The sequence below is a fragment of the Aeromonas sp. QDB03 genome, assembly GCF_027707985.1.
Classification (GTDB): Bacteria; Pseudomonadota; Gammaproteobacteria; order Enterobacterales; family Aeromonadaceae; genus Aeromonas; species Aeromonas hydrophila.
In genome coordinates this window covers 84,850-108,713 of the sequence record NZ_JAPCJG010000009.1, presented here as the reverse complement: position 1 = coordinate 108,713, position 23,864 = coordinate 84,850, and the positions used below count along the sequence as shown (strand labels likewise).

Here is a 23,864-nt window from a genome sequence, read left to right as displayed (position 1 = left end):
GAGGGGCTTTTTTGTCGCTGTTGCTCGGCCTCATTGGGCCAGCGCAGCCAGAATGGCGTCAGCCTCCCGATGGGCTGCCAGCACTTCCCGCAGCCGGTTGAATGCCTTGCAGGCCTCTTGTGGATACTTGCCATAGGAAACCACGCCGGTATGGCTCCAGCCTGCCGCCAGCATCACTTTCTTCTTGAAATGGGTGCCTTCGGTGCCGCCCCCGCCAAGCTGCATCAAGAACTGCTCCATCTGGAGGTGCGGCGGCGGTACACGGGAGAAGGTGGCAAAATCTTCCGGTTTGACTTCATCAAAGTGCATGACAACTCCTGTGAGCGTGGATGGGATTACCCCTCAGATTAGTTGCAAATGCCTGCTCGCGAGGGAAAAAACCGGGCTGAAATACGCTGGAAACCTCAGACACTCAGGCTCAGGTTCTGCTGGGCCGCAGGCTTGACTGCCTGCTGATAACGCTGGGCGATGACCTGGTTGCGCTGCTCCATGTAGCCGTTCAGCACGCCCGTCTTGGCGCTGCCATCGGCAGCCAGGGCGGTATCAGGGTCGGATGAGAGCAGCGCCTTGCGGGCCTGTGCCTCCTTGGCCGCAGCACTTCTGGCTACGCTCAGATCCTGAGCGGAGGGCTCGGCAGGCGCCAGTGCGGCGGCCCGCACCTGTTGCATCTTGGCGATGGTGGCTCTGGGATCGCCGGGGATGGTCCCGATGTCGATGGAGACGCCACCGCCGGTCGCGTAACGCTTGCCATCCGGCCCCATGGCGAATTCATAGGTAGGGCTGCCGGCATACTGACCACCGGTGCTCTGGTGCGCCTGCTCGTGAGTGCGCACCTCCTGATCCCTGTCGGCCAGCTCCTTGACCTGCAACTCCTGCTTCTGCTGTTGCTCCTGCTGCTTGGGATCCTGCTGCTTGTTGCGCTGACCGTCCTCACCGGCGGCCTCGACGAAGCGATTGTCGATCGCCGCCTGCGGGTTGCCGGTCTGGGCACCGTCTCGCGCCTGCTGGGAAGTCTGATTGGGATTGGCCTGGCTGGCTCTGGACTTCTCTTTCTGGGAACCGACTTCGGACTCGGCGTTGAAAGCCTCGCTCTGACGGCTCTGGGGGATGAGTGCCGCGCGACGATTGTCAGTACGTGCCGATTCCGTCTGCGGTTGCAGCTGGTTGGGAATGATGGTCGGCAGACTGACATTGATGTTCATGTCACACCCGGATGTCGATCAGGGTTCCCACCATGTCGCTGGCGGTCTGGATCACCTTGGCAGAGGCGCCGGCCTGCACCTCGGCCACCTTGAGATTGACCAGCTCGTCGGGCAGCTGAACCTTGTCACCGCTCGGGGTGTTGAGCCTGGCGATCTGGCTGGACGCCTTGTCGGCGATCTGCTCCGCACGCTGAAAGCCTTGCACACCGCTGTTCAATGCTGAATCTATACGCATGACAACTCTCCTCTGACACTGGATTAATTATCCGTCACGCCAGAGGATTAATGAAGCAAATTGGCTATTTTTCAACCTACAAAATGTTCAATGATTTCAATGAACTGTTGTGGATGGGAAATAAAGGGTGCATGTGAGGCCTTTTCCAGCACCACACTGCAGCTGCTTGGGTAACGCTCGTCCAGCAGAGGGATGGACGCCTTGGGCACCAGCGAATCCAGCCGACCGTAGACTCGCAGCCAAGGCAGGCTCAATGGTGTCAGTTCATCGCGCAGATCGACCTCGGCCAGCAAACCGAGTCCGGCCTCCAGCGCGGCCAGCTGGGGAGCGGGCCGCTCCGCCAGCCAGTGGCGCAACTGACGGATGTCGTCCCTGGCATGTTCGCTACCCATAGCCTGGATCGCCAGGAAGCGTTCGATGGTCTGCTTGAAGTCCCCTGCCAGCATCTGGTTGAAACCGGTCAGCACCTTGGGGACGATCCCCGGCCATTCGTCACGGGCCATGAAACAGGGGGAGCTGGCCACCGTAATGAGGGAGAGCAGTCGCTCGGGATGGCTCAAGGCCAACTGGCTTGCCACCAGGCCACCGAGGGACCAGCCCAGCAAATGGCACCGCTCCGGCAGGATGGCTGCCACCTGTTCAGCCAGCCAGGGCAGACTGTACTCTACCTCGCCCGCCAGCGGACTGTTGCCAAAGCCGGGCAGATCCACCAGATGGACGCGATAGCGAGACGCCAGGGCCGGCACAATGCCATGCCAGACCGCGCCATTCATTCCCCATCCGTGCAACAGCACCAGATCGGGCCCCTGACCAAACCGCTCAACCGACACGCTCATCTAGACTCAGATCCTGTTCACTCTGTTGGGGTCAGCATGTTAAAGCGGCTGCTCGCCAAAGCAAGTCCGATCCTCGGCCGCCACGCCGACTGGCAGGGCAACTGCCTGCTCTGCCAGCAGCCTTGCGATGTTGACCCCTTGCTGTGCAGCTGGTGCCGGCAGGCCCTGCAGCAGGCTGACCACACCTGCAGCTTGTGTGCGGCCCCCTTGCCGACATTGCATGAAGAACGTCTGCCGATCTGCGGTCGCTGCCAGCGCAGGCCGCCGCCATGGGAGCGGCTGCAGGTCATCGGTGACTACCGGCCACCCTACCCCATGCTGCTCCCCCGGCTGAAGTATTCCGGCCAGATCCTGCTGGCCCCGCTGCTCGCCCGGCTGCTGGCCGATCATCTGGATCTCAGCGAGCCGCCAGAGACCATCATTCCGGTGCCCTTGCACTGGTGGCGCCAGTGGTGGCGCGGCTTCAATCAGGCGGAAGAGATAGCCCTCGCTCTCAGCGAGCTGACCGGCATTCCTTGTGACAACCGCCTGCTGCGCCGGCTCAGGGCAACCCCGCAGCAGGCCAAGCTCAGTGCCGGCCAGCGGCGGCGCAATCTGCGCGGCGCCTTCCAGATCAGGCCCCACGCCTACCAGCATGTGGCGCTGCTTGATGATGTGGTCACCACGGGCGCGACCGCCGGCCATCTCACCCGTTTGCTCCATGAGAGCGGAGTCACAAAGGTGGAAGTGTGGGCCGTCTGTCGTACCCTCAAGCATCTCAAGTAACCATCGGCATGCTACCCAAGCCTTGCCAAGAGAGTTATCATGAATACCCTAGTCGTACACTCAGGTTTATGAGGATAGTGATGATCAGCATTTCCGACACCGCCCAGGCCCATTTCCGTAAACTGCTGGAAAAACAGCCTGATGGCACCAATATCCGGGTGTTTGTGGTCAATCCGGGAACCCAGAATGCCGAGTGCGGCGTATCATATTGCCCACCCGACGCGGTCGATCCGGAAGATCAACACCTGCCCTTCAGCGGCTTCGACTGTCTGGTCGATCCCCTGAGCGCACCCTTCCTGGTGGATGCCACCATCGATTTCGTCACCGATCAGATGGGCTCCCAGCTCACCCTGAAAGCCCCGAACGCCAAGATGCGCAAAGTGGCTGACGACGCTCCGCTGATCGACCGTATCGAGTACGTGTTGATGTCCGAGGTGAACCCCATGCTGGCCGGTCACGGCGGCAAGGTCACCCTGGTCGAGCTGACCGAGGACAAGCTGGCCATCCTGCAGTTCGGCGGCGGTTGCAACGGTTGCTCCATGGTCGACTACACCCTGAAAGAGGGGATCGAGAAGCAGCTGCTGGAGAAATTCCCGGGCGAGCTCAACGGCGTCAAGGATGCCACCGAGCACCAGCGCGGCGATCACTCCTACTACTGATTTGCTGCCCTTGTCGCAAAGACATGCGGCAAAGAAAAGGCCCCGCCAGTTGGCGGGGCCTTTTGCATTCTGCGGCGAGCGGATCACTCGTCCTTCTTGTCTCGCGACAGCAGGGCGATGGCCGCCTCTTTCGGATTCTTGCCTTCGTACAGCACCTTGAAGATCTGCTCGCAGATGGGCATCTCGACGCCACAGCGGGCCGCCAGCAGATGCACCTCCTTGGTGTTGCGATAGCCTTCCACTACCTGACCGATCTCGGTCATGGCGGTGTTCACATCCTTGCCGGCCCCGAGGGCCAGCCCGAAGCGCCGGTTGCGCGACTGGTTGTCGGTACAGGTCAGCACCAGATCCCCGAGCCCCGCCATCCCCATGAAGGTCTTGGCGTCGGCCCCGAGCGCGGCGCCCAGGCGCTGCATCTCTACCAGGCCCCGGGTGATGAGCGCGGTCCTGGCATTGGCGCCAAAACCCAGCCCGTCGGAGAGACCCGCACCGATGGCGATGACGTTCTTGACCGCCCCGCCCAGTTGCAGACCGATGAAATCCGGATTGGTATAGACCCGGAACGAACGGCCACAGTGCAGCAGCAGGGAGAGATCGTCGGCGAAGTCGTCGTGGGTCGACGCCACCGAGATGGCGGTCGGCAGACCGGCGGCCAGCTCCTTGGCGAAGGTAGGGCCGGAGATGACCGCCAGCGGCATCTCGTCACCCAGCACCTCGCGCGCCACGTCTTGCAGCAGGCGGCCGCTGTCCGGCTCCAGCCCCTTGGTGGCCCAGGCGATACGGGTATCCGGGCGCAGGAAGGGTTTGACCTGGGCCAGCACCTGGCCGAACACATGGCTCGGCACCACCAGCAGCAGCACCGGGGCAGCTTGTACCGCCTGTTGCAGATCGGCGGTCAGCTGCAGATCGGCAGGGAAAGGGACATCAGGCAGAAAAGCCTTGTTGCAGCGGTCTTGTTCCAGCTCGGCGACATGGGCAGGGTCGTGACCCCACAGCAGGGTCGGATGACCGTTGCGCGCCAGAGAAATGGCAAGAGCGGAGCCATAAGACCCCGCCCCCAAGACCGAGATAGCGATCTGGTCGGCCATTATCAGGCTTCCGCAGTCGCCTGCTGGGCCTGTGCCTGCGCCATGTGCTGGGCAAACAGGGCATCGAAGTTGACCGGTGCCAGGTTCAGCTGCGGGAAGGAACCCTTGCTCACCAGGTTGGACACCGCTTCGCGAGCATACGGGAACAGGATGTTCGGGCAGAAGGCAGCCAGGCAGTGAGCCAGTTGCGGCTCCGGCAGGTTGCCGATGGTGAAGATACCGGCTTGCTGAACTTCACACAGGAAGGCAGTTTCGGTTTCCAGCTTGCAGGTCACGGTCAGGGTCAGCACCACTTCATAGACGCTGTCGGCCAGGATGTTGGTCTTGGTATCCATGTCCAGCTTGACGTCCGGCTGCCATTCTTTCTGGAAAATGTGCGGGGTATTCGGCGCTTCGAAGGAGACATCCTTGGTGTAGACGCGCTGGATGTGGAATTCCGGTTGTACTTCCTGGTTGTTGATCTCTTCAGCCATTTTGTTTGATTCCTTTTTATGAAAATAGGTGGGCGCAGGCCCTTAAATCAGCGTTTTTTGGTCACCGGCAGATTCTCTGCACGCCACTGGGCCATGCCACCGCTGAGCACATACACCTGCTTGAAGCCGGCTTTGCTCAATTGGCGACCCGCGCCACCAGCGGTCATCCCCGACTCGCACACCACTATGATGGGGGCATCTTTATGCTTTTCAACCGGGCCCAGATTATTGCTCTGGATCTGGCTGAGCGGCAGGTGCTGGGCACCGGCCAGATGGCCCTTGGCAAACTCTTCCTGACTGCGAATATCCACCACGGTGGCGTTTTCACGGTTGATCAGCAGGGTTGCGGTGTGGTTGTTCACCGACTTCACCGGAGAAAAACGAGCACGCACCGTGGTGTAAACCAGGGTGCCTGCCAGGCCGAACCAGGCTGCGGTCAGCAGCGGGTTGCGGGCCGCAAAATCCAAATACTCTTGCATCTTCTACTATCCAGGGACCAAGACAAGTGCCCGAGTATACATGGGGACCCAGCCAAGATCAGCCATCTTGGCGGCAAAGCGGGAGCGGGCTCCCACCAGACGGGGACGGGGGAAAGTGGCGGCATAAAAAGTGGCATTCGGCCCGCCAGGGGGAGGATTCGTCGAGTGGTGCGACAAGCCGGCGACAAAGAAGAAACAGCTCGGCAACAGCGTGTGGCCCCCGCCGGACGGGGCTTGGCTATCAGGTGACTATTTCGGCAGATGTAGTAATATTACGCTAGTTTCACTTCCCGCAATTCATTCCTATCCGAGAGGACATAGCCTTATGTCAACAGCTAAGAAACCTTTGGTTCTGGTCATCATGGACGGTTGGGGCTACAGCACCAAGCAAGAGCACAACGCCGTCGCTGCCGCCAAGACTCCCAACCTCGACCGTCTCGCCCGTGACTACACCAGCACCCTGATCTCCGGCTCCGGCCTGGACGTGGGTCTGCCTGATGGTCAGATGGGGAACTCCGAAGTGGGCCACGTCAACATCGGCGCCGGTCGCATCGTCTATCAGGAACTGACCCGCATCTCCAAAGACATCCAGGACGGCGACTTCTTCCAGAACGTCGAGCTGGCCAAGGCTGTCGATGCTGCCGTGACCAAGGGCAAGGCCGTACACATCATGGGTCTGATGTCTCCGGGTGGCGTGCACAGCCACGAAGAGCACATCATGGGCATGATCGAAATGGCCGCCAAGCGTGGCGCCGAGCAGATCTACTTCCACGCCTTCCTGGATGGCCGTGACGTGCCGCCGCGCTCCGCCCAGTCCTCCATCGAGCAGTTCGATGCCCTGTTCGCCCGTCTGGGCAAGGGTCGCTTCGCCTCCATGATCGGCCGTTACTACGCCATGGACCGCGACAACCGCTGGGATCGCGTGCAGCAAGCCTATGACCTGATGACCCAGGGCAAGGGTGAGTTCACCGCCGACAGCGCCAGCGAAGCCCTGGCCGCCGCCTACGCTCGCGACGAGAACGACGAATTCGTCAAAGCCACCCGCATCGGTGCCGCCGCTCCCATGCAGGATGGCGATGCATTGATCTTCATGAACTTCCGTGCCGACCGTGCCCGCGAGATCACCCGCGCCTTCGTCGACAGCGACTTCACCGGCTTCGCCCGCACCGCCACCCCGGCGCTGAACTTCGTGATGCTGACCGAGTACGCGGCCGACATCAAAACCGCCTGTGCCTACCCGCCGACCGCGCTGGTCAACACCCTGGGTGAATGGCTGGCCAAGCAGGGCAAGACCCAGCTGCGCATCTCCGAAACCGAGAAGTACGCCCACGTCACCTTCTTCTTCAACGGCGGCGAAGAGGCCTGCTTCACTGGTGAAGATCGCGAGATCGTCGCCAGCCCGAAAGTGGCCACCTATGACCTGCAACCGGAGATGAGCTCCGAAGAGCTGACCGACAAGCTGGTCGGCGCCATCAAGAGCGGCAAGTACGACGTCATCATCTGCAACTACCCGAACGGCGACATGGTCGGCCACACCGGCGTGTTCGACGCCGCGGTCAAGGCCTGTGAAGCGGTCGACCACTGCATCGGTCGCGTCACCGAGGCGCTGGCCGAAGTGGGTGGCGAGTGCCTGATCACCGCCGACCACGGCAACGCCGAGAAGATGATGGACGAAGAGACCGGTCAGGCCCACACCGCCCACACCAATCTGCCGGTTCCGCTCATCTATTTCGGTCGCAAGGCCGAAGTGGCTGAAGGCGGCAAATTGTCCGATCTGGCCCCCACCATGCTGACCCTGATGGGTCTGCCGGTACCGCCGGAAATGACTGGCAAGCCCCTGATGATTCTGAAATAATCCTTCCCCATGCGGGGATGCGAAGTTATTTCAACCAAAACCAGTCGCGTCGGCCTGTTGGCCGGCGCGCTGTTTTTTTGCCTGTCGTTCGGGCCGGCCACGGCCCGGGCTGCCAACCAGCAGCTCGGTGCCATGCAGTCCCAGATCAAGGAACAGCAGCAGACCATCAAGCTCAGCAAGCAGGAGCTTGCCAAGCTCAACACCCAGCTCAAGGCTGATGAGCAGGCCATCTCGGCCGCCGCCGCCAAGCTCGAGCAGACCAAGCAGCAGCTCAGAGAGAACCAGCAGAAACTGGTGGGGCTGCAGCAGGACAAGCTGGATCTGGAACAGCAGGCCAGCCATCAGAAGCAGTTGCTGGCCAAGCAGGCCGAGAGCGCCTTCACCGCCGGCAACCACGATTACCTCAAACTGCTGCTCAATCAGCAGGATCCGGCCAAACTGAGCCGCTCCCTCGACTACTACGACTACCTCAACAAGGCTCGCATCGAAGCCATCGAGGCGCTGCGTGCCACCCGCACCAAGCTGGCCAAAAACCAGCAGGCCACCAAAGAGACCGAAAGCCGGCTGCAAAGCCTGCTGAGCGAACAGCAGCAACATCACCAGAGCCTGCTGGCCAGCCAGCAGAGCCGCGCCAAGGTGCGCAACCAGCTGCAGCAATCGGTACAGGATGACGAGCAGAAGCTGAGCAAACTGGTCAAGGCGGAAAAAACCTTGAAGGCCCGGCTGGAAGAGCTGCGCCGCCAGCGGGAAGAGCAGGAACGGCGCGAACGGGCCGAGCGGGAACGCCTCGCCAAGCTGAAGGCGGAGCAGGAGCGGCAGCGCAAGCTGGCAGAGCAGCGCCGTGCTGAACAACAGCGGCTCGCCGCCCAACAGAACAAGGCGGCCCAGCAACAGCAACCGACCGAGGAAGTGGCCAGCAGCAAACCCGAGCGAGGCTCTGGGATCAGCAGCGCCGGCTATTACAGCGGACTCAAGACCAATGGCAGCCTGCGCTGGCCGGTGCAGGGCCCCATCCTCATCGCCTACGGCTCGCCGCGCACCGCCGAACTGAAGTGGAAAGGCACCCTGATAGGCGCCAGTGAAGGTACCCAGGTCAAGGCGGTGGCACCGGGCCAGGTGGTCTACGCCGACTGGCTCGACGGCTTCGGCATGCTGCTGGTGATCGATCACGGCCGCGGCTACATGAGCCTCTACGGTCACAACCAGTCGCTGCTGCGCCAGGTGGGCCAGAACGTGGAACAGGGTGAACCGGTGGCGCTGGTCGGCGACAGTGGCGGCCAGGACAGACCCGGCCTCTACTTCGAGATCCGCTATCAGGGCGAGGCGATCAACCCCACCAAGTGGCTGGCCAAGCGCTGATCACTGCCACCCGACCACCAACCTGTCATCCAGAAAAGCCTGCATCATGCAGGCTTTTTTGAGCGCCGCCGGCAGCGGGCAAGACGGCGGATGACGAAAACTTACCTCTTTTCCTGCCGGCTTAGGGGAAGACGATCAGCCCGATCTGCTCCAGCAAGGCCTGCTGCTGATCTTCGTTGATCTGTACCCCGTCCAGATTGACCCGCCGCAGATCCAGCCCCGGCAGATCGCACTGGCGCAGGTCACAACCCTGCAGGTTGACGCTGGCCCAGTCTATTTGGCCAAACTCGGATCCGCTGAGATCGGAGCCCGCCAGCGAGGCACCGAACAGGTTGGCCCCCTGCCAGCGATTGCCGCTCAATTCACATTGCTCCAGCAGGCACCCTTCGAAATTGGCGTAACTGAAGTTGTTGCCGGTCAGGTGCGCCTCGCAGAAGTAGCTCTTGACGGTGATCTGGTTGGCAAAGCTGGCGCGGGAGAAGTTGATCCCCAGCGCCTGACAGTCGCGCAGCTCCAGCCCCAGACATTGGCTTTGGCTGCAGTCGGCCATGGTGAGATCGCAGCGCAGAAAGCTGGCCTCGCGCAGATCGCAGCCCTGCAGCAGGCAGCTCTGCTCGCTCTCCCGGTCATAGAAGCTGCAGTCGACGAAGCGGCATTCGGCCAGATCGAGCCAGGAGAAGTTGCAGCCGATGAAACGGCAACCCTGGAACTGCTCCCCCTCCAGGTCTTGCTGCTCGAAGCGCACGCCCTCGAAGCACTTGTCCTTGATCATCCCGCGACTCCCCCTGTTGATGGCGTCATATGCTGACTTTGTTAAACAAAAACGGTAATGTTACGTGTAACATTTATGCCGGACCCCGAGATGAACGACACCCGCAAGCGCCGCCCCACCCTACAGGACATAGCCGACCTGACCGGGGTCACCAAGATGACCGTCAGCCGCTACCTGCGCGACCCGCAAGCCGTGGCCGAGGGCACCCGCGAGCGGATCGCCGCCGCGGTGGAGGAGCTCGGCTACATCCCCAACCGGGCGCCGGATATTCTCTCCAACGCCACCAGCAAGGCGATCGGCATCCTGATCCCCTCCCTCTCCAACCAGGTCTTCTCCGCCGTGGTGCACGGCATCGAATCGGTGACCCGGCCCGCCGGCTACCAGACCCTGCTGGCCCACTACGGCTACAGCCCGGAGCGGGAAGAGGAGCAGGTCGCCTCCCTGCTCTCCTATCACGTGGATGGGCTGATCCTCTCCGACAGCCAGCACACCGAACGCACCCGCAAGATGATTGCCACCGCCGGCATCCCGGTGGTGGAGACCATGGATCTGCCGCAGAGCCCCATCGACATGGTGGTCGGCATGGATCACCGGGCAGCCGCCCGGGCCATGGTAACAGAGATGCTGCGCCGGGGCCGACGCAAGCTGGTCTATCTCGGCGCGCGGCTCGACGTGCGCACCCAGCTGCGGATGGAAGGCTACTACCAGGCGATGCAGGATTTCGGCCTGAGCGGCCAGCACCTGCTGACCGAGCAATCCTCCAGCTTCACCCTCGGCGGCCAGCTGCTGGAGCAGGCGCTGGTGCGCTATCCCGACCTGGACGGCCTGTTCTGTACCAACGATGACCTGGCGGTGGGCGCCCTGCTGCAGTGTCAGGCCAAGTGGATACCCGTGCCCCAGCAGATCGCCATCGCTGGCAGCAACGCCCTCGACATCGGCCACGCCATGACCCCCAAGCTGGCCAGTATCGTCACGCCGCGCAAGGAGATCGGCCGCGCGGCCGCCACCATGCTGCTGGCCCGCCTCAACAGCCAGCCGCTGGCCGACACCCGGCTCGACATGGGCTTCTCCCTGTACGAGGGGGACAGTCTGGGCTGAGGGCCAGATCCCCGCCATTCAACCAAAACAGAGCAGGCCACCCGAGGGTGGCCTGCTTGCTTGGCAAACGGAAGGTCCGGCTCACGCCGGCGTCAAATCAGGATGCGACCAGAGCGACGGCTTCGCGGGAGAGGCGGGTCACCTCTTCCCAGTTACCGTTCTTGACGGCCTCGGCCGGCAGCATCCAGGAGCCGCCGACGGTGGCCACGCACTTGAGCGCCAGGTAATCGGCCACGTTTTTCGGGCCGATACCGCCGGTGGGGCAGAACTTCACCTGGGGCAGCGGCGCGGCGATGGCGGAGAGCGCCTTGGTGCCGCCGTTCGCCTCGGCCGGGAAGAATTTGAGGTGGTCGTAGCCCGCTTCCAGCGCCTGCATCACCTCGGACGGGGTGGCCACGCCCGGGATCAGCGGCGCCGTGCTGTTGGCCGCGTGGGCCAGCAGGGCCGGGGTCATCCCCGGGGAGATGACGAAGCGGGCACCGGCGGCCACGGCGGCATCAAACTGCGCGCAGTTGAGCACGGTACCGGCACCGACCATGGCATCCGGCATCGCCTTGGTGATGAGGGCGATGGCCTCCAGCGCCACCGGGGTGCGCAGGGTGATCTCGAACACCGAGATGCCGCCGTCCAGCAGCGCCTTGGCCATCGGCAGGGCCTGCTCCAGCTCGTTGATGACCATCACGGGTACCAGCGGGGAGGCGGCAAACACCTCGGCCGGAGTCACTTTCCAGTTCTGCATAGCTCTTCCTTAGTCAGCTCTTAATCAAAGATGGTGGCGCCGCACTCGGCGCTCGATACCGCGCGACGCATCACGCTGAACAGTTCACGGCCCCACCCCTCTTGTTCCAGAGTGAGGTCGATCTCGGCCTGGGTACGGCCACTCAAATCGGTCAGGCAGTCGAGGCTGCCGTTTACCGCGTCCACCCGCAGCAGGTCGCCATCGGCAAGCAGGCCGATGGCCCCGCCGTGCAGCGCTTCCGGGGTGACGTGGATGGCGGCCGGGATCTTGCCGGAGGCACCGGAGAGACGGCCATCGGTGACCAGCGCCACCTTGTAACCCGCCTTCTGCAGGTTACCGAGCACCGGCATCAGCTTGTGCAGCTCCGGCATGCCGTTGGCGGCCGGGCCATTGTGGCGCACCACGATCACGGCGTCCTGATTGAGATCGCCCGCCTTGTAGGCCGCCTCCACCGCATGCTGGGAGGAGAAGACCCGCGCCGGCGCCTCGATGACGCGATACTCGGGGGCCACGGCAGAGACCTTGACCACGGCGCGGCCCAGATTGCCGGCCAACAGCTTGGTGCCGCCAGTGGCCTGGAACCGGCTACCGGAAGGCGACAGCACGCTCGCATCGCCGCTCTCGCCCACCGGCTGCCATACCAGCCGGCCATCCACCAGTGCCGGACGGCTGAGATAATCCTGCATCTCGCCAAACACCGGGGTGGCATCCAGGTGGATCAGCCCTTCTTGCGCCAGCCGGCGCATCAGGCCGGGCACACCACCCGCCTGTTCGAAGGCGTTGACGTCGGCCGGGCCGTTCGGGTACATGCGCACCAACAGCGGCACCACGTCGGAGAGATCGCTGATGTCGTCCCAGGTCAGGTGCAGGCCGGCGGCGCGGGCCAGCGCCACCATGTGGATACTGTGGTTGGTGCTGCCGCCGGAGGCGAGCAGGGCCACCAGCCCGTTGACCAGCGAGCGCTCGTCGATCACCACACTCAGGGGGCGATAGGCCGGAGAACCCGGGATCATGGCGCTGATGCGGCGGGCGGCCTCCTCGGTGAGGGCGCGGCGCAGCTCGCTGTGCGGGTGAACGAAGGCGGAGCCCGGCAGCATCAGACCCATGGCCTCGAACACCAGCTGGTTGGTGTTGGCAGTGCCGTAGAAGGTACAGGTGCCTGCCGCGTGGTAGGCACCGCACTCCATCTGCAGCAGGGCGTCACGGCCCACTTCGCCGGCGGCGTACTGCTGGCGCACCTTCACCTTCTCGTCGTTGCTGATGCCGCTCGCCATCGGGCCGGCGGGCACGAAGGCGGTGGGCAGGTGAGCGTGGGAGAGCGCCCCCATGATCTGGCCCGGCGCTATCTTGTCGCAGATGCCGAGCAGCAGGGTGGCATCGAAGGTGTTGTGGGAGAGCGACAGCGCGGTCGCCTGGGCGATCAGATCGCGGGAGAACAGGGACATGTCCATCCCCGGCTGCCCCTGGGTCACGCCGTCGCACATGGCGGGCACGCCGCCGGCCACCTGGGCGCTGTGGCCCAGCTCGGCCAGCGCGGCCTTGATGATGTCCGGATAGCCCTGATAGGGCTGATGGGCGCTCAGCATGTCGTTGTAGGCGGTGACGATGCCGACGTTGGCGCGGGTCATGTCGAGGATACGCCCCTTCTCGTCACAGCTGGAGGCGGCCACGGCGTGGGCCAGGTTGCCGCAGGCCAGCGCGGCACGGGTCTTGCCCTGATCGGCCTGACGCTGGATGCGGGCCAGGAAGGCCTGGCGACGGGCGGCACTGCGCTCGCGAATGCGGGCGGTGACGCTGGAAATGACCTGATGGATCATTGGGATTGCTCCAATGCTGTGACGGCGCGATCAACCACCTGTTCGAAGGTGCCGTCGATATCGATGTGGAATACACCGGCTTCGCCGTCCGGGCGCTCCAGGGTATCGAACTGACTTTGTACCATGCTTTCGCGCATGAAGTGGCCCTTGCGGGCCCGCATCCGCTCGAGGATCAGCGGCTGGCTGCCGTCGAGGAAGAGGAAGCTGACAGACTCGTTACCTTCACGGATCTGGTCGCGGTACTGCTTCTTGAGGGCCGAGCAGACGATGACGCCCACCTCGTTTTTCTGCTCCAGGCTGTAGGCCGCGTCGCGGATCCGCTCCAGCCAGGGGGCGCGGTCCTCGTCGTTGAGCGGGTTGCCGCCGGCCATCTTCTGGATGTTGGCCCTGGGGTGCAGATCATCACCGTCGATGAACTTGGCGCCCAGCACGCTGGCCACCTTGAGGCCCACGCTGGACTTGCCGCTACCACATACACCCATCACGATAATGCTCTTACCCGCCATTGTTTGACCTCTATCTCATTTTTCAAAAAACGTGCTGCTGATGGGTTCTAACTTAGCACGTTACCGGTAACATGTTACCGGTAACAACAAGAATTGTGAAGTCTGCCACAGACTGAGCGCACTCATAGTCACCTGGGCAATCGAGTTTGAGCCCTGGCCATAAATCTAAATAAATCATAAAGATATGGTCTGCCGACGGATCGGCAGGGTGTCGACACTGAACTTGGAACAAGGAATGCACAACAATGTCTGACCTCTCCCTGATCATGACGGCCGCCGGCTCCATCGTGCTGCTGCTCTTTCTGGTGATGAAGGCCCGCCTGCACGCGGTCGTCTCCCTCATCCTGGTCTCCATGGTGGCGGGGCTCGCCGCCGGCATGAACCCGGCCGACATCGCCGCCACCATCCAGAAAGGGATGGGCGGCACCCTCGGCTTCGTCGCCGTGGTGGTGGCACTGGGCGCCATGTTCGGCAAGGTGATGGAAGTCACCGGCGCCCTCGACCGGGTGGCCCATACCCTGCTCGGCAAGTTCGGCGTCAAGCGCGCCAACTGGGCCATGGCGCTGACCGGCTTCGTCTGCGCACTGCCGCTGTTCTTCGACGTGGCCGTTGTGCTGCTGATCGGCGTCGCCTTCGCCATCGTCCGCCGTGGTGGCGGCAGCGTGGTGAAGATCGGCATCGCCCTGCTGGCGGGCATCGCCACCTGCCAGGCCTTCCTGATCCCGGCGCCGGGCCCCATCCTGGTGGCGTCCCAGCTGGGCGCCGACTTCGGCTACATGATCCTGTTCGGCCTGATCGCCGCCGTTCCGGCCCTGATCCTGGCCGGCCCGCTGTTTGGCGAGCTGATCAGCAAGGTGGTCGACGTGCCGCTGCCGGCCGACGCCCAGAGCAGCGCCCACGACGACGGCAAGAACCTGCCATCCTTCGGGCTGGCCATGGGCCTCATCGGTCTGCCGCTGCTGCTGATCGGTCTCAAGACCATCGTTGGCCGCTTCGTCGAGGCCGGCACACCCCTGCACGGCTGGCTGGAGTTCATCGGCCACCCCTTCACTGCCATCATGGTCGCCTGCCTGGCCGCCTTCTACCTGCTGGGGATCCGTCGCGGCATGTCCCGTGACGAAGTGATGAACGTCTGCAACAGCGCCATCCAGCCGGCCGGCGTCATCATCCTAGTGACCGGTGCCGGTGGCGTGTTCAAGCAGATCCTGGTGGATTCCGGCGTCGGTGCCGCCCTTGGCAACATGCTGGCTGACTCCGGCCTGCCCATCGTCGCGCTGGCCTTCATTCTGGCGGCCGCGGTGCGGGTCATTCAGGGTTCCGCCACCGTCGCCATGCTGACCGCCTGCGGTCTGGTGCTGCCGATGCTGGAGCCGCTCGGCCTGAACGGCGCCCAGCTGGCGGCGGTCACCATCGCCATCGGCGGCGGGGCCATCGTGCTCTCCCACGTCAATGACTCCGGCTTCTGGCTGGCCAACCGCTACCTCGGTCTCACCGAGAAGCAGACTCTGCAGACCTGGACCGTGATGGAGACCATCATCGGCACCACCGGCGGCGTGATGGCGATGATCATCTACAGCTTCCTCTGATCGCAACCGTGCGGAAAAAGGCCTCCAATGTGAGGCCTTTTTCATCTTTATGACGATTCTTTCTTTGGCTAACAGGGCGAGATTGCTAGAATCGCCTATCCATCGCTCCGAGTGGAACGCTTAACGCAGTGATTTCAGGTTTCTCTATGCATTCATCGGCACATTATCGACAGCTGCTGGCGCGCCTGCCCCAGATCGCCGTCGCCGCAGACCAGTTTGAAGTGCTCAACAGCGCCAAGGACTTCAAGAGCCGGATCCTTTCGCTCATCGCCAGCGCGCGTCAGCGTATCTATCTGGTGGCGCTCTATCTGCAGGATGACGAGGCGGGACGGGAGATCCTCTCCGCCCTCTACGCCGCCAAGCAGCGCAACCCGGCCCTCGACGTCAAGGTGTTCGTCGACTTCCACCGCGCCCAGCGCGGCCTGATCGGCAAGGGCAAGCAAGGCGGCAACCACCTGATGTATCAGGAGATGGCCGCCCGCCACGAGCACCAGATCGCCATCTACGGCGTGCCGGTGAAGGGGCGTGAGCTGCTCGGGGTACTGCACCTCAAGGGCTTCATCTTCGATGACACCCTGCTCTACTCCGGTGCCAGTCTCAACGACATCTACCTGCACCAGCAGGATCGCTACCGTTTCGACCGCTATCACCAGATCACCAGCCCGGAGCTGACCCGCAGCATGGTCAACTACGTGGATGACCTGTTCCTGCGCAGCGAGGCGGTGCAGCGGCTGGATCGCACCGACATCCCCAGCGCCAAGCAGCTGAAGGGGCCGATCCGCCGCTTCAAGCACAACCTGCGCCTCGGCCAGTACCGCTTCGACACCATGCCGGTCAATAGCCAGGAGGTGGCCATCACCCCGATGAGCGGCCTGGGCAAGCGCGGCAACCAGCTCAACAAGATGATCCGTACCCTGGTGCGGGCCACCGAGCGGGAGATCTTCATCTGCACCCCTTACTTCAACCCGCCCAAGGAGTTGAACAAGGATATCGAGGCCCTGCTCAAGCGCGGCTGCAAGGTAACGATCGTGGTGGGCGACAAGACCGCCAACGACTTCTTCATTCCGCCGGAGGAGAAATTCTCCACCATCGGCGGTCTGCCCTATCTGTACGAGACCAACCTGCGCAAGTTCGCCGAGCGCAACCAGCATCACATCGATGCCGGCCGTCTCAACCTGATGCTCTGGTGCTGCGAGCGCAACTCCTACCACCTCAAGGGGATCTTCGTGGATGACGAGTGGGCCCTGCTCACCGGCAACAACCTCAATCCCCGCGCCTGGGCGCTGGATCTGGAGAACGGCCTGCTGGTCTACGATCGCCGTCACCTGCTGCGCCCCCAGTTCAACGCCGAACGCGAAAACATCCTGGCCAACACCAAGCGCATCAGCCACTTCGATCAGATCGAGCAGATCCAGGACTACCCTGATCAGGTGCGCAAGCTGCTGGCCCGGATCCACAGGGTCAAGGCCCATATCCTGCTCAAGCGCATCATCTGACCGGCGCGCCTCACGCCATCGAGGATCCTCACAAGGGCCTGCCGTACATCGGCAGGCCCTTGTCATTGGGGGCCCCGCCCCCCACCAGCCGAGCCCCAACCGCACGACGCGGCTTGCGTCGAGACAGCAATAAACCCTATCATCTGGACATATTTACAGTGTTTTCGGGCATCTAATTGATGAAATTGGATAAAATCTCCCTCGACAGCCTCAAGGGCGTCGGCAGCAAGATGCAGGAAAAGCTCGAGCGGCTGGGGCTGGCCACGGTGCAGGATCTGCTGTTCCACCTCCCCCTGCGCTACGAGGACCGCACCCAGGTGTGGCCCATCGGCGATCTGCCGCCCGGCCTGCACGGCGCCGTCGAGGGGGAGATCCAGGACACTCAGCTGGTGATGAGGCGCCGTCGCATGCTGGTCTGCCGCATCAGCGACGGCACCGGCACCCTCACCCTGCGCTTCTTCAACTTCACCGCAGCCCAGAAGAACAGCCTGAGCCCGGGCCGGCTGATGCGCTGCTTCGGCGAGGTGCGTCCCGGCAAATACGGGCTGGAGATGGCCCACCCCGAGTACAAGCTGCTCGGTGAGGAGCAGGCCGGCCAGACCGAAGAGGCGCTCACCCCCGTCTACCCGACCACCGAAGGGCTGCGCCAGCTCACCCTGCGCAGCCTCACCGATCAGGCGCTGACCCAGCTCGACCTCTACGGGGTGGAGGAGCTGCTGCCCGCCGGTCTCTACCCCCAGCAGATCGATCTGGCCGCGGCCCTGAAGCTGCTGCATCGTCCGCCCCCCTCGGTGGCGCTGGTCCTGCTCGAGAGCGGCCAGCACCCGGCCCAGCAGCGGCTGGTGCTGGAGGAGCTGCTGGCCCACAACCTCTCGGTCTTGAAGGTACGGGCCCAGGCACAAACCCAACTGGCCCGCGCCCTCAAGCCGGCCCCGGCGCTGGTAGAACAGCTGCTCAGCGCCCTGCCGTTCACCCCCACCGGCGCCCAGAACCGGGTGGTGGCGGAGATCGGCCGGGATTTGCAACAGAGCCACCCCATGATGCGGCTGGTGCAGGGGGACGTGGGCTCAGGTAAAACGCTGGTCGCGGCGCTGGCCGCCCTGCAGGCCATCGGCAACGGCTGTCAGGTGGGGCTGATGGCGCCGACCGAACTGCTGGCCGAACAGCACGCCATCAACTTCGCCAAGTGGCTGGAACCGCTCGGCATCGGGGTCGGCTGGCTGGCGGGCAAGCAGAAGGGCAAGGCACGAGAAGAAGCGCTGGCCGCCATCGCCGACGGCAGCGTCAAGATGGTGGTGGGCACCCACGCCATCTTCCAGGAGCAGGTGGTGTTCCAGCGCCTCGCCCTGGTCATCATCGACGAACAACACAGATTCGGCGTGCATCAGCGCCTCGCCCTGCGGGAAAAAGGGGAGCGGGAAGGGGTACATCCCCATCAGCTGATCATGACCGCCACCCCCATTCCCCGCACCCTGGCGATGACCGCCTATGCCGACCTCGATACCTCCATCATCGACGAGCTGCCGCCGGGCCGCACCCCTATCACCACGGTGGCGCTGCCCGACAGCCGCCGCCAGGACGTGATCGAACGGGTCAGACTGGCCTGCGAGGAGGGCAAGCAGGCCTACTGGGTCTGCACCCTGATCGAGGAGTCGGAGGTGCTGGAGTGCCAGGCCGCCGAGGACACCGCCGCCGAGCTGCAGAACCTGCTGCCCGGCCTGCACATCGGGCTGGTGCACGGCCGGATGCGGCCGGTCGAGAAACAGCGGGTGATGGAAGAGTTCAAGGCGGGCATACTGCAACTGCTGGTCGCCACCACCGTCATCGAGGTGGGGGTGGACGTGCCCAACGCCAGCCTGATGATCATCGAAAACCCGGAGCGACTGGGGCTGGCGCAGCTGCACCAGCTGCGCGGCCGGGTCGGGCGTGGCTCGGTGGCCTCCCACTGCGTGCTGCTCTATCATGCCCCCTTGTCCAAGACGGCCCAGAGCCGGCTCGGGGTGCTGCGGGAGACCAACGACGGCTTCCTCATCGCCCAGCGGGATCTGGAGCTGCGCGGCCCGGGCGAGCTGCTCGGCACCCGCCAGACCGGCCTGGCCGATCTCAAGATCGCCGATCTGGTTCGAGATCAGCCGCTCATCCCGCAGGTGCAGAAGATGGCGCGCTTCCTGATGGACCGCCACCCAAACCATGTCGAACCCTTGATACGGCGCTGGCTCGGCCTACGGGATCACTATTCCAATGCTTGACCAAGGCAGATGCAGAAGATGGTCACCTTGCCTGATGGATAGGCACCCGAGCCATGTCGAACCCTTGATACGACGCTGGCTCGGCCTGCGGGATCACTACTCCAATGCCTGACCAAGCAACAGAAACAGGAGGAAAGCACTGATGAATTCCTGGCTGCGCGGCCTGCTCTACACCCTTGCCTTCCTGTTGCTCTTTGTCTGGGTCGGGCTCGGCCTGTTCGACGCCGAGCGGGCCAAGGGGCCCATCGCCGGCTGGCTCAGCCAGCAAACCGGTGTGCCCGTCACCATAGGCCGACTGGTATTCAACCCGCTTCACCCCTACACCCTGCTGGCAGAACAGGTGAGTTACGGCAACGCCGTGACCCTCGACAAGATTTATCTCGAGATAGAGAGCATCGACTGGCTGAACCGGGACGTGCGCATCGCCCATCTCGATCTCATCCGCCCGGCCATCAAGCTGCCGCTGCCCAACCAGCTGCCGAGCCTGCCGGTGCACTCCCTCACCATCGCCGACAGCACCATAGACCGGCTCAGCCTGGAGAGCGACGGGCTGACCCTGCGCGGCCTCAACGCCACCCTGAGCGACTGGCAGCTGCTCAATCCGGTGCGCCCGCCCCGAGCCAACCTGACCCTCAACATCAATGAGCTGGCGACCCCGGCCTGGGCACTCTCCCGCCTCAACCTGGCCGGCCGGCTGGAGGGGCAGGTGCTGAGCACCGACAAGCTGACCGCCAACCTGTTCGACGGTCTGCTCGAAACCGGCATGGTGCTCGACTGGCCCGCCCGCAGCCTGCGGCTGAACAACCTCAAGACCCAGGGCATGCGCATCGAGTGGGGCACCCTTGCCAAAGCCGAATCCCCCCTGCGCCAGGTCAGCCTGGATCTCGGCCAGATCAGAGATCTCAGCTTCAACGACATCGAGCAGGAGCTGGCCCTCAACAACCTCAACGGCCAGCTGACCGCCTTCAACTGGCAGGCCGGCAGCACGCCCAGCGGCTACTTCTCGGGAACCCTCGGCGATCTCGGCCGTGGCCTGTTCCAGCTGGAATCCATCCAGGGCAAGGTCGCCTTCTCGCCCCAGCAGCTGGATGCCGAGCTGCAGGGCAAGGCCTATGAAGGGGTGTTCAACCTGGAGCTCTCCCTCGATCCCCTACAGCAGAAGCTGACCCTCAAGGACATGGCGCTGAGCGGCATGGACATCAGCCTGCCGGAAGGGTGGTGGCAGGATTGGCAGCGCTGGCGCCCGCAGCAGATCGACATCCGCAAGCTGGCCTTCGACAAGCTCAAGGTGCTCTCCTTCGACGATACCCTGCCCCTGTCGCTGACCGGCTGGCAGTTCTATCTCACCGATCTCAGCCTGCGCGGCAACCAGCCGGGGCCGCTGCTGGGCCGGGCCCGCCTCGAGAGCGCCTGGTTCGAACTGGTGTGGGACGGCCTCAGCGCCCGCAACGGCGAGCTGGATGGCGAGCTGACGGCCGGCTCCTGGCAGCTCAACAAGCTCACCAGCTCGCTGCCGGATGAGGGCAGCCTCAGCCTGAGCGGCCAGTGGGGACGCGAGCCGGGCCAGACCAGCCGGTTGCAGCTCAAGGGCGAGAAACTGGATCTGGTGCAGTGGGGCAAGATCCTCCACTCCCCCGTCTCCTTCGCCGGCAAGATGGATCTGAGCGCCGATCTGCAGGCGCTGCACGGCGGCACCCCGGGCGCCTGGCGCAGCTCCCTGCAGGGGAACATTGCGCTCGATGCCACCGAGCCGTTCTGGGACAAGGTGAAGATAGATCCGCTGCTGGATCAGTGGTTCAAGCAGGCAGCGGCGCCAACCCTCAGCCCGGCCGAGCTCTGGCAGGCGATGCAGGAGGGCGACACCCCCTTCTATCGCATCAAGCTGCAAGGCAAGGTGGCGCAGGGCCAGCTGAAGATCGAGCAGGCCGGCGCCTCCACCATCACCCACCTGCTGGGGGTGCAGGGCAGCGTCGATCTGGTCAATGAGCAGTGGCAGCTGGATCTGGGCGTCCTCAACGGCCAGCACTGCGCCGAGCTGCTCGGCCAGTGGCGCGGGCCGCTCGCCGAGCCGACCCTCAGCTGGGGCTTCCAGCAAAAACCGGACGGCTGCGGCTGGGAGACCGGCGTGCGCTACCCGCCCCAGGGCAACAGCAGCCCGCTCTGGCGACCGGCGCCGAAGGCCCAGGCCGCACAGGCGGCCAACGGCTAGCCGACAGAAAACAACAAGGCCTCGTGATGAGGCCTTGTTGTTTGATGGGAACCAGCGCGGGGCTACTGGCCCGGCCGTTTCACCGGCTGCACCACGTAGTGCCCGAGGAACTCGGCCGCCAGCTTGTCTCCGCTGAACAGCTTGATCTTGAGGCTGAACTTGGCAGATTCACCGGCCTTGAGCGGTTCGAGCACGGCGGGCATGCCTTCGCGCGCCACCCGCGCTTCCGGCTCCTCTTTGACCGGCCGGTAGTACTTGATGTTGCCCTCCGCCAGCACCGTATCCCCTACCAACCCCGCCTCCTTGAGCTGCAGCCAGATCAGGCCCCAGCCCGCCAGCACGCACTGGCTGTAGATGCTGCCGGCGAACATGGTGTCGTGCACGTTGAGATTGGCCGCCAGATTGGCCTTGAGGTGGAAGGTCTGGCCGTCGTAGTGGGTGATGTGCACCCCCATCTTCTCGCTGATGGGAATGCCGCGCGACCAGCGGGTAGTGAGATCCTGGCACCACTCCGGCCGGTACTGGATGGTCTGCAGCGGGCTCAGGGACTTGATCATCTGGCGGTGCGGGATGCGGCCGAAGGAGACGGGGCCTTCCCCCACCTCCAGAAAGCCGCACTTGCGGTAGAACTCCACCGCCTCCTGGCGGGCATTCATCACCAGCCGTTTCACCTTCTCGCTGCGGGCCAGCTGTTCGAGATCTTCCACCATGCGGGCACCCAGCCCCTGACCACGAAATTCGGGGCGCAGCGCCATGAAGCGGATCTGGGCCTCGTCACCGCCGACAAACAGCCGCCCCACCGCAATGGGCGTGCCGTCGGGGGCCAGCATCAGCCGGTGAATGGCGACGGTATCGTATTCATCCCGCTCGGAACCGACGGGCAGATTGAAGGGTTTACGCAGTAGTTCCCAGCGCAACTGGTAGTAAGCGTCCAGCTCGGCGGCCGTTTGAGGAGTGACTACCCGGTACATAAAGCGATCCTTGAGTTAGCGCCGACGGGCACATTGAAGGGCTTGCGCACTCATGCCTCCCAACTCAGCTGGTAGTAAGAGTCCAACTCGGCAGCTGTTCGAGGAGTGGCTACCCGGTACATAAAGCGATCCTTGAGTTAGCGCCGACGGACAGACGGAAGGGCTTGCGTTCCCATGCCTCCCAGCTCAACTGATAATGGGCATCCGGTTCGGCTGCCGTCTGGGGGGTGACCACCCGGTACATAGTTCCATCCTTGAGTTACACTGGTCGAAAACCATCTTGCCGTGCAAATTCATGGACTTCAATCTGCAAGCGTACCAAGCCGACCACTTATTGCACCTCAGCGCCAAGCCCCAGCGCCGGCTCACCGTACAGGAAAATGCCCATCATCGCTGGCTGGAGATCGACGGCGTGGTGCAGTCGGCCATGTCCCTGGCCGAACCAGCCACCCTCTGCCTGCCGCACCAGCAGGTGATCGCCTGTCTGCTGCCCGAACAGGCCGGCAGCATCCTCGAACTGGGGCTGGGGGGCGGCGATCTCACCCGCCATCTGCACCGGCGCTGGCCCGATGCCCGTCACGAGTGCGTCGACCTCGACGAAGAGGTGATCACCCTCTATAAGCTGTTCTTTCAGCCCGACCACCATCCGCAGCGACCGCCAACCCTGCACCAGGCCGATGCCCTCGCCTTTCTGGAACAGAGCGAGGCGCAGTACGACCTCATCCTGCTCGACTTGTTCAGCCAGGACGGCAACCCGCCGCTGCTGTTTCAGGAGCGGATCTATCAGGCGCTAGCCCCCCGCCTGAACGGTGAGCTCATCATCAACCTGCTGCCGCGCACCCGCCTCGAGCTGACCCGGGTGCTGATGCTGCTGGAGCAGTGGGTCGGCCCCACCACCCCCTACCCGGTGCCGGGGCTGCGCAACGTCCTGCTGCACACGGCCCCCCGCTACGAGCTGGCGTCAGACCTGTAGCCAGAAGGTGACCGGACCGTCATTGACCAGCGCCACCTTCATGTCGGCGGCGAAGCGGCCGGTGGCGGTCGGGATGCCGCTGGCAGCGGCCTGCGCCACGAAGTAGTCGTACAGCCGCTCGGCCTCGACCGGATGGGCGCCGCCGGAGAAGCTGGGCCTCATCCCCTTGTTGGTATCCGCCGCCAAGGTGAACTGGGAGACCACCAGCAGGCTGCCGCCAGCCTGGCTCACGTTGAGGTTCATCTTGCCATTCTCGTCACAGAAGATGCGGTAACCGCTCACCTTGTGCAGCAGCTTGTCGGCCTTGGCCTCGTCATCTCCCTGCTCCACCCCGAGCAGCACCAGCAGACCCTGACCGATGGCCCCGGTCACCTCACCCTCTACCGTTACGCTGGCCTCGCTGACCCGCTGAATCAGTGCAATCACATCCCTCTCCTCTCAAAACGGAACGACCGCCCCCATCTGCTGATGGGGGCGGTCGTCGATGCTAACAGCAA

Annotated in this window: 23 protein-coding genes; 10 read left to right on the top strand and 13 right to left on the bottom strand. The window is 63.8% G+C overall.

Translation table 11 applies throughout. The annotated features are described in order from the left end of the window. Positions 1-30: 30 nt before the first annotated feature. The 4 genes from PG900_RS18855 to bioH form a co-directional block, all read right to left on the bottom strand. Positions 31-309: a hypothetical protein gene (locus PG900_RS18855; protein WP_011704307.1), complete on the bottom strand. Its 279-nt coding sequence runs from the start codon at positions 307-309 to the stop codon at positions 31-33. 95 nt (positions 310-404) lie between these two features. Further along, positions 405-1,202: a putative metalloprotease CJM1_0395 family protein gene (locus PG900_RS18850; RefSeq protein ID WP_270832036.1), complete on the bottom strand. Its 798-nt coding sequence runs from the start codon at positions 1,200-1,202 to the stop codon at positions 405-407. 1 nt (position 1,203) lies between these two features. Next, positions 1,204-1,437: a flagellar biosynthesis protein FlgE gene (locus PG900_RS18845; protein WP_270832034.1), complete on the bottom strand. Its 234-nt coding sequence runs from the start codon at positions 1,435-1,437 to the stop codon at positions 1,204-1,206. A gap of 71 nt (positions 1,438-1,508) precedes the next feature. Further along, positions 1,509-2,273 carry a pimeloyl-ACP methyl ester esterase BioH gene (gene bioH / locus PG900_RS18840; protein ID WP_270832032.1) on the bottom strand — a complete coding sequence of 255 codons (765 nt, stop codon included), beginning with the start codon at positions 2,271-2,273 and terminating at the stop codon, positions 1,509-1,511. Between the two features lie 36 nt (positions 2,274-2,309). Between bioH and PG900_RS18835 the strand changes: the two genes are divergently transcribed. Both PG900_RS18835 and nfuA read left to right on the top strand, forming a co-directional pair. Beyond that, positions 2,310-3,038, top strand: coding sequence for a ComF family protein (locus PG900_RS18835; RefSeq protein ID WP_270832030.1), 729 nt, complete (start codon positions 2,310-2,312; stop codon positions 3,036-3,038). 80 nt (positions 3,039-3,118) lie between these two features. After that, positions 3,119-3,697: a Fe-S biogenesis protein NfuA gene (gene nfuA / locus PG900_RS18830; protein ID WP_011704302.1), complete on the top strand. Its 579-nt coding sequence runs from the start codon at positions 3,119-3,121 to the stop codon at positions 3,695-3,697. A gap of 83 nt (positions 3,698-3,780) precedes the next feature. On the opposite strand, the gene gpsA is transcribed toward nfuA, so the two are convergent. From gpsA to PG900_RS18815, 3 genes are read right to left on the bottom strand one after another with little or no spacing between them, the layout of a single operon-like run. Then, complete coding sequence (gpsA, locus tag PG900_RS18825; RefSeq protein WP_039215255.1) at positions 3,781-4,785, bottom strand: NAD(P)H-dependent glycerol-3-phosphate dehydrogenase; 1,005 nt, start codon at positions 4,783-4,785, stop codon at positions 3,781-3,783. A gap of 2 nt (positions 4,786-4,787) precedes the next feature. Continuing rightward, positions 4,788-5,258 carry a protein-export chaperone SecB gene (gene secB / locus PG900_RS18820; protein ID WP_011704300.1) on the bottom strand — a complete coding sequence of 157 codons (471 nt, stop codon included), beginning with the start codon at positions 5,256-5,258 and terminating at the stop codon, positions 4,788-4,790. A gap of 47 nt (positions 5,259-5,305) precedes the next feature. Continuing rightward, a complete protein-coding gene (locus PG900_RS18815) occupies positions 5,306-5,737 on the bottom strand; it encodes a rhodanese-like domain-containing protein (protein ID WP_005307875.1) in 432 nt (143 codons plus the stop codon). Positions 5,738-6,062: 325 nt separating this feature from the next. Between PG900_RS18815 and gpmM the strand changes: the two genes are divergently transcribed. Further along, a complete protein-coding gene (gene gpmM, locus PG900_RS18810) occupies positions 6,063-7,592 on the top strand; it encodes a 2,3-bisphosphoglycerate-independent phosphoglycerate mutase (RefSeq protein ID WP_041217283.1) in 1,530 nt (509 codons plus the stop codon). A 9-nt stretch (positions 7,593-7,601) separates the two neighbouring features. Further along, positions 7,602-8,951, top strand: coding sequence for a murein hydrolase activator EnvC (envC, locus tag PG900_RS18805; RefSeq protein ID WP_113995361.1), 1,350 nt, complete (start codon positions 7,602-7,604; stop codon positions 8,949-8,951). A 121-nt stretch (positions 8,952-9,072) separates the two neighbouring features. On the opposite strand, the gene PG900_RS18800 is transcribed toward envC, so the two are convergent. Continuing rightward, positions 9,073-9,723: a Qnr family pentapeptide repeat protein gene (locus PG900_RS18800; RefSeq protein ID WP_077095830.1), complete on the bottom strand. Its 651-nt coding sequence runs from the start codon at positions 9,721-9,723 to the stop codon at positions 9,073-9,075. Positions 9,724-9,813: 90 nt separating this feature from the next. Here PG900_RS18800 and PG900_RS18795 point away from each other — a divergent pair, with 90 nt between their 5' ends. Next, a complete protein-coding gene (locus PG900_RS18795; protein ID WP_270832028.1) occupies positions 9,814-10,821 on the top strand; it encodes a substrate-binding domain-containing protein in 1,008 nt (335 codons plus the stop codon). Between the two features lie 97 nt (positions 10,822-10,918). Here the strand turns inward: PG900_RS18795 and PG900_RS18790 are convergent, their stop codons facing one another. Genes PG900_RS18790 through PG900_RS18780 form a run of 3 tightly spaced genes read right to left on the bottom strand, consistent with a single transcriptional unit; the run spans position 10,919 to position 13,883 of the window. Next, positions 10,919-11,560, bottom strand: a complete 642-nt coding sequence (locus PG900_RS18790; protein ID WP_270832026.1) for a bifunctional 4-hydroxy-2-oxoglutarate aldolase/2-dehydro-3-deoxy-phosphogluconate aldolase — start codon at positions 11,558-11,560, stop codon at positions 10,919-10,921. A 20-nt stretch (positions 11,561-11,580) separates the two neighbouring features. Next, positions 11,581-13,377: a phosphogluconate dehydratase gene (gene edd / locus PG900_RS18785; RefSeq protein WP_270832024.1), complete on the bottom strand. Its 1,797-nt coding sequence runs from the start codon at positions 13,375-13,377 to the stop codon at positions 11,581-11,583. Then, on the bottom strand, positions 13,374-13,883 hold the full coding sequence (locus PG900_RS18780) for a gluconokinase (RefSeq protein ID WP_270832023.1): 510 nt from the start codon (positions 13,881-13,883) through the stop codon (positions 13,374-13,376). The genes edd and PG900_RS18780 overlap by 4 nt, the downstream gene beginning before the upstream one ends. 245 nt (positions 13,884-14,128) lie before the next feature. Between PG900_RS18780 and gntU the strand changes: the two genes are divergently transcribed. The 4 genes from gntU (at position 14,129) to PG900_RS18760 (ending at position 21,423) form a co-directional block, all read left to right on the top strand. Further along, complete coding sequence (gntU, locus tag PG900_RS18775; RefSeq protein WP_045528700.1) at positions 14,129-15,469, top strand: gluconate transporter; 1,341 nt, start codon at positions 14,129-14,131, stop codon at positions 15,467-15,469. 146 nt (positions 15,470-15,615) lie between these two features. Then, positions 15,616-16,965, top strand: coding sequence for a CDP-diacylglycerol--serine O-phosphatidyltransferase (pssA, locus tag PG900_RS18770; RefSeq protein ID WP_016349097.1), 1,350 nt, complete (start codon positions 15,616-15,618; stop codon positions 16,963-16,965). Positions 16,966-17,144: 179 nt separating this feature from the next. After that, positions 17,145-19,214 (top strand): ATP-dependent DNA helicase RecG, encoded by a 2,070-nt coding sequence (gene recG / locus PG900_RS18765; RefSeq protein WP_270832021.1) that lies wholly within the window; start codon positions 17,145-17,147, stop codon positions 19,212-19,214. A gap of 142 nt (positions 19,215-19,356) precedes the next feature. Next, positions 19,357-21,423, top strand: coding sequence for an AsmA-like C-terminal region-containing protein (locus PG900_RS18760; protein WP_270832019.1), 2,067 nt, complete (start codon positions 19,357-19,359; stop codon positions 21,421-21,423). Positions 21,424-21,485: 62 nt separating this feature from the next. On the opposite strand, the gene PG900_RS18755 is transcribed toward PG900_RS18760, so the two are convergent. Next, entirely contained in the window at positions 21,486-22,394 is a 909-nt protein-coding gene (locus PG900_RS18755) for a bifunctional GNAT family N-acetyltransferase/hotdog fold thioesterase (protein WP_011704289.1), read from the bottom strand. Between the two features lie 295 nt (positions 22,395-22,689). On the opposite strand from PG900_RS18755, the gene PG900_RS18750 reads away from it, so the two are divergent. Next, positions 22,690-23,367, top strand: a complete 678-nt coding sequence (locus PG900_RS18750; RefSeq protein ID WP_270832018.1) for a spermidine synthase — start codon at positions 22,690-22,692, stop codon at positions 23,365-23,367. Here the strand turns inward: PG900_RS18750 and dtd are convergent. Continuing rightward, positions 23,356-23,793, bottom strand: a complete 438-nt coding sequence (dtd, locus tag PG900_RS18745; protein ID WP_270832016.1) for a D-aminoacyl-tRNA deacylase — start codon at positions 23,791-23,793, stop codon at positions 23,356-23,358. The two genes, PG900_RS18750 and dtd, sit on opposite strands and share 12 nt — an antisense overlap. Positions 23,794-23,864: the final 71 nt, after the last annotated feature.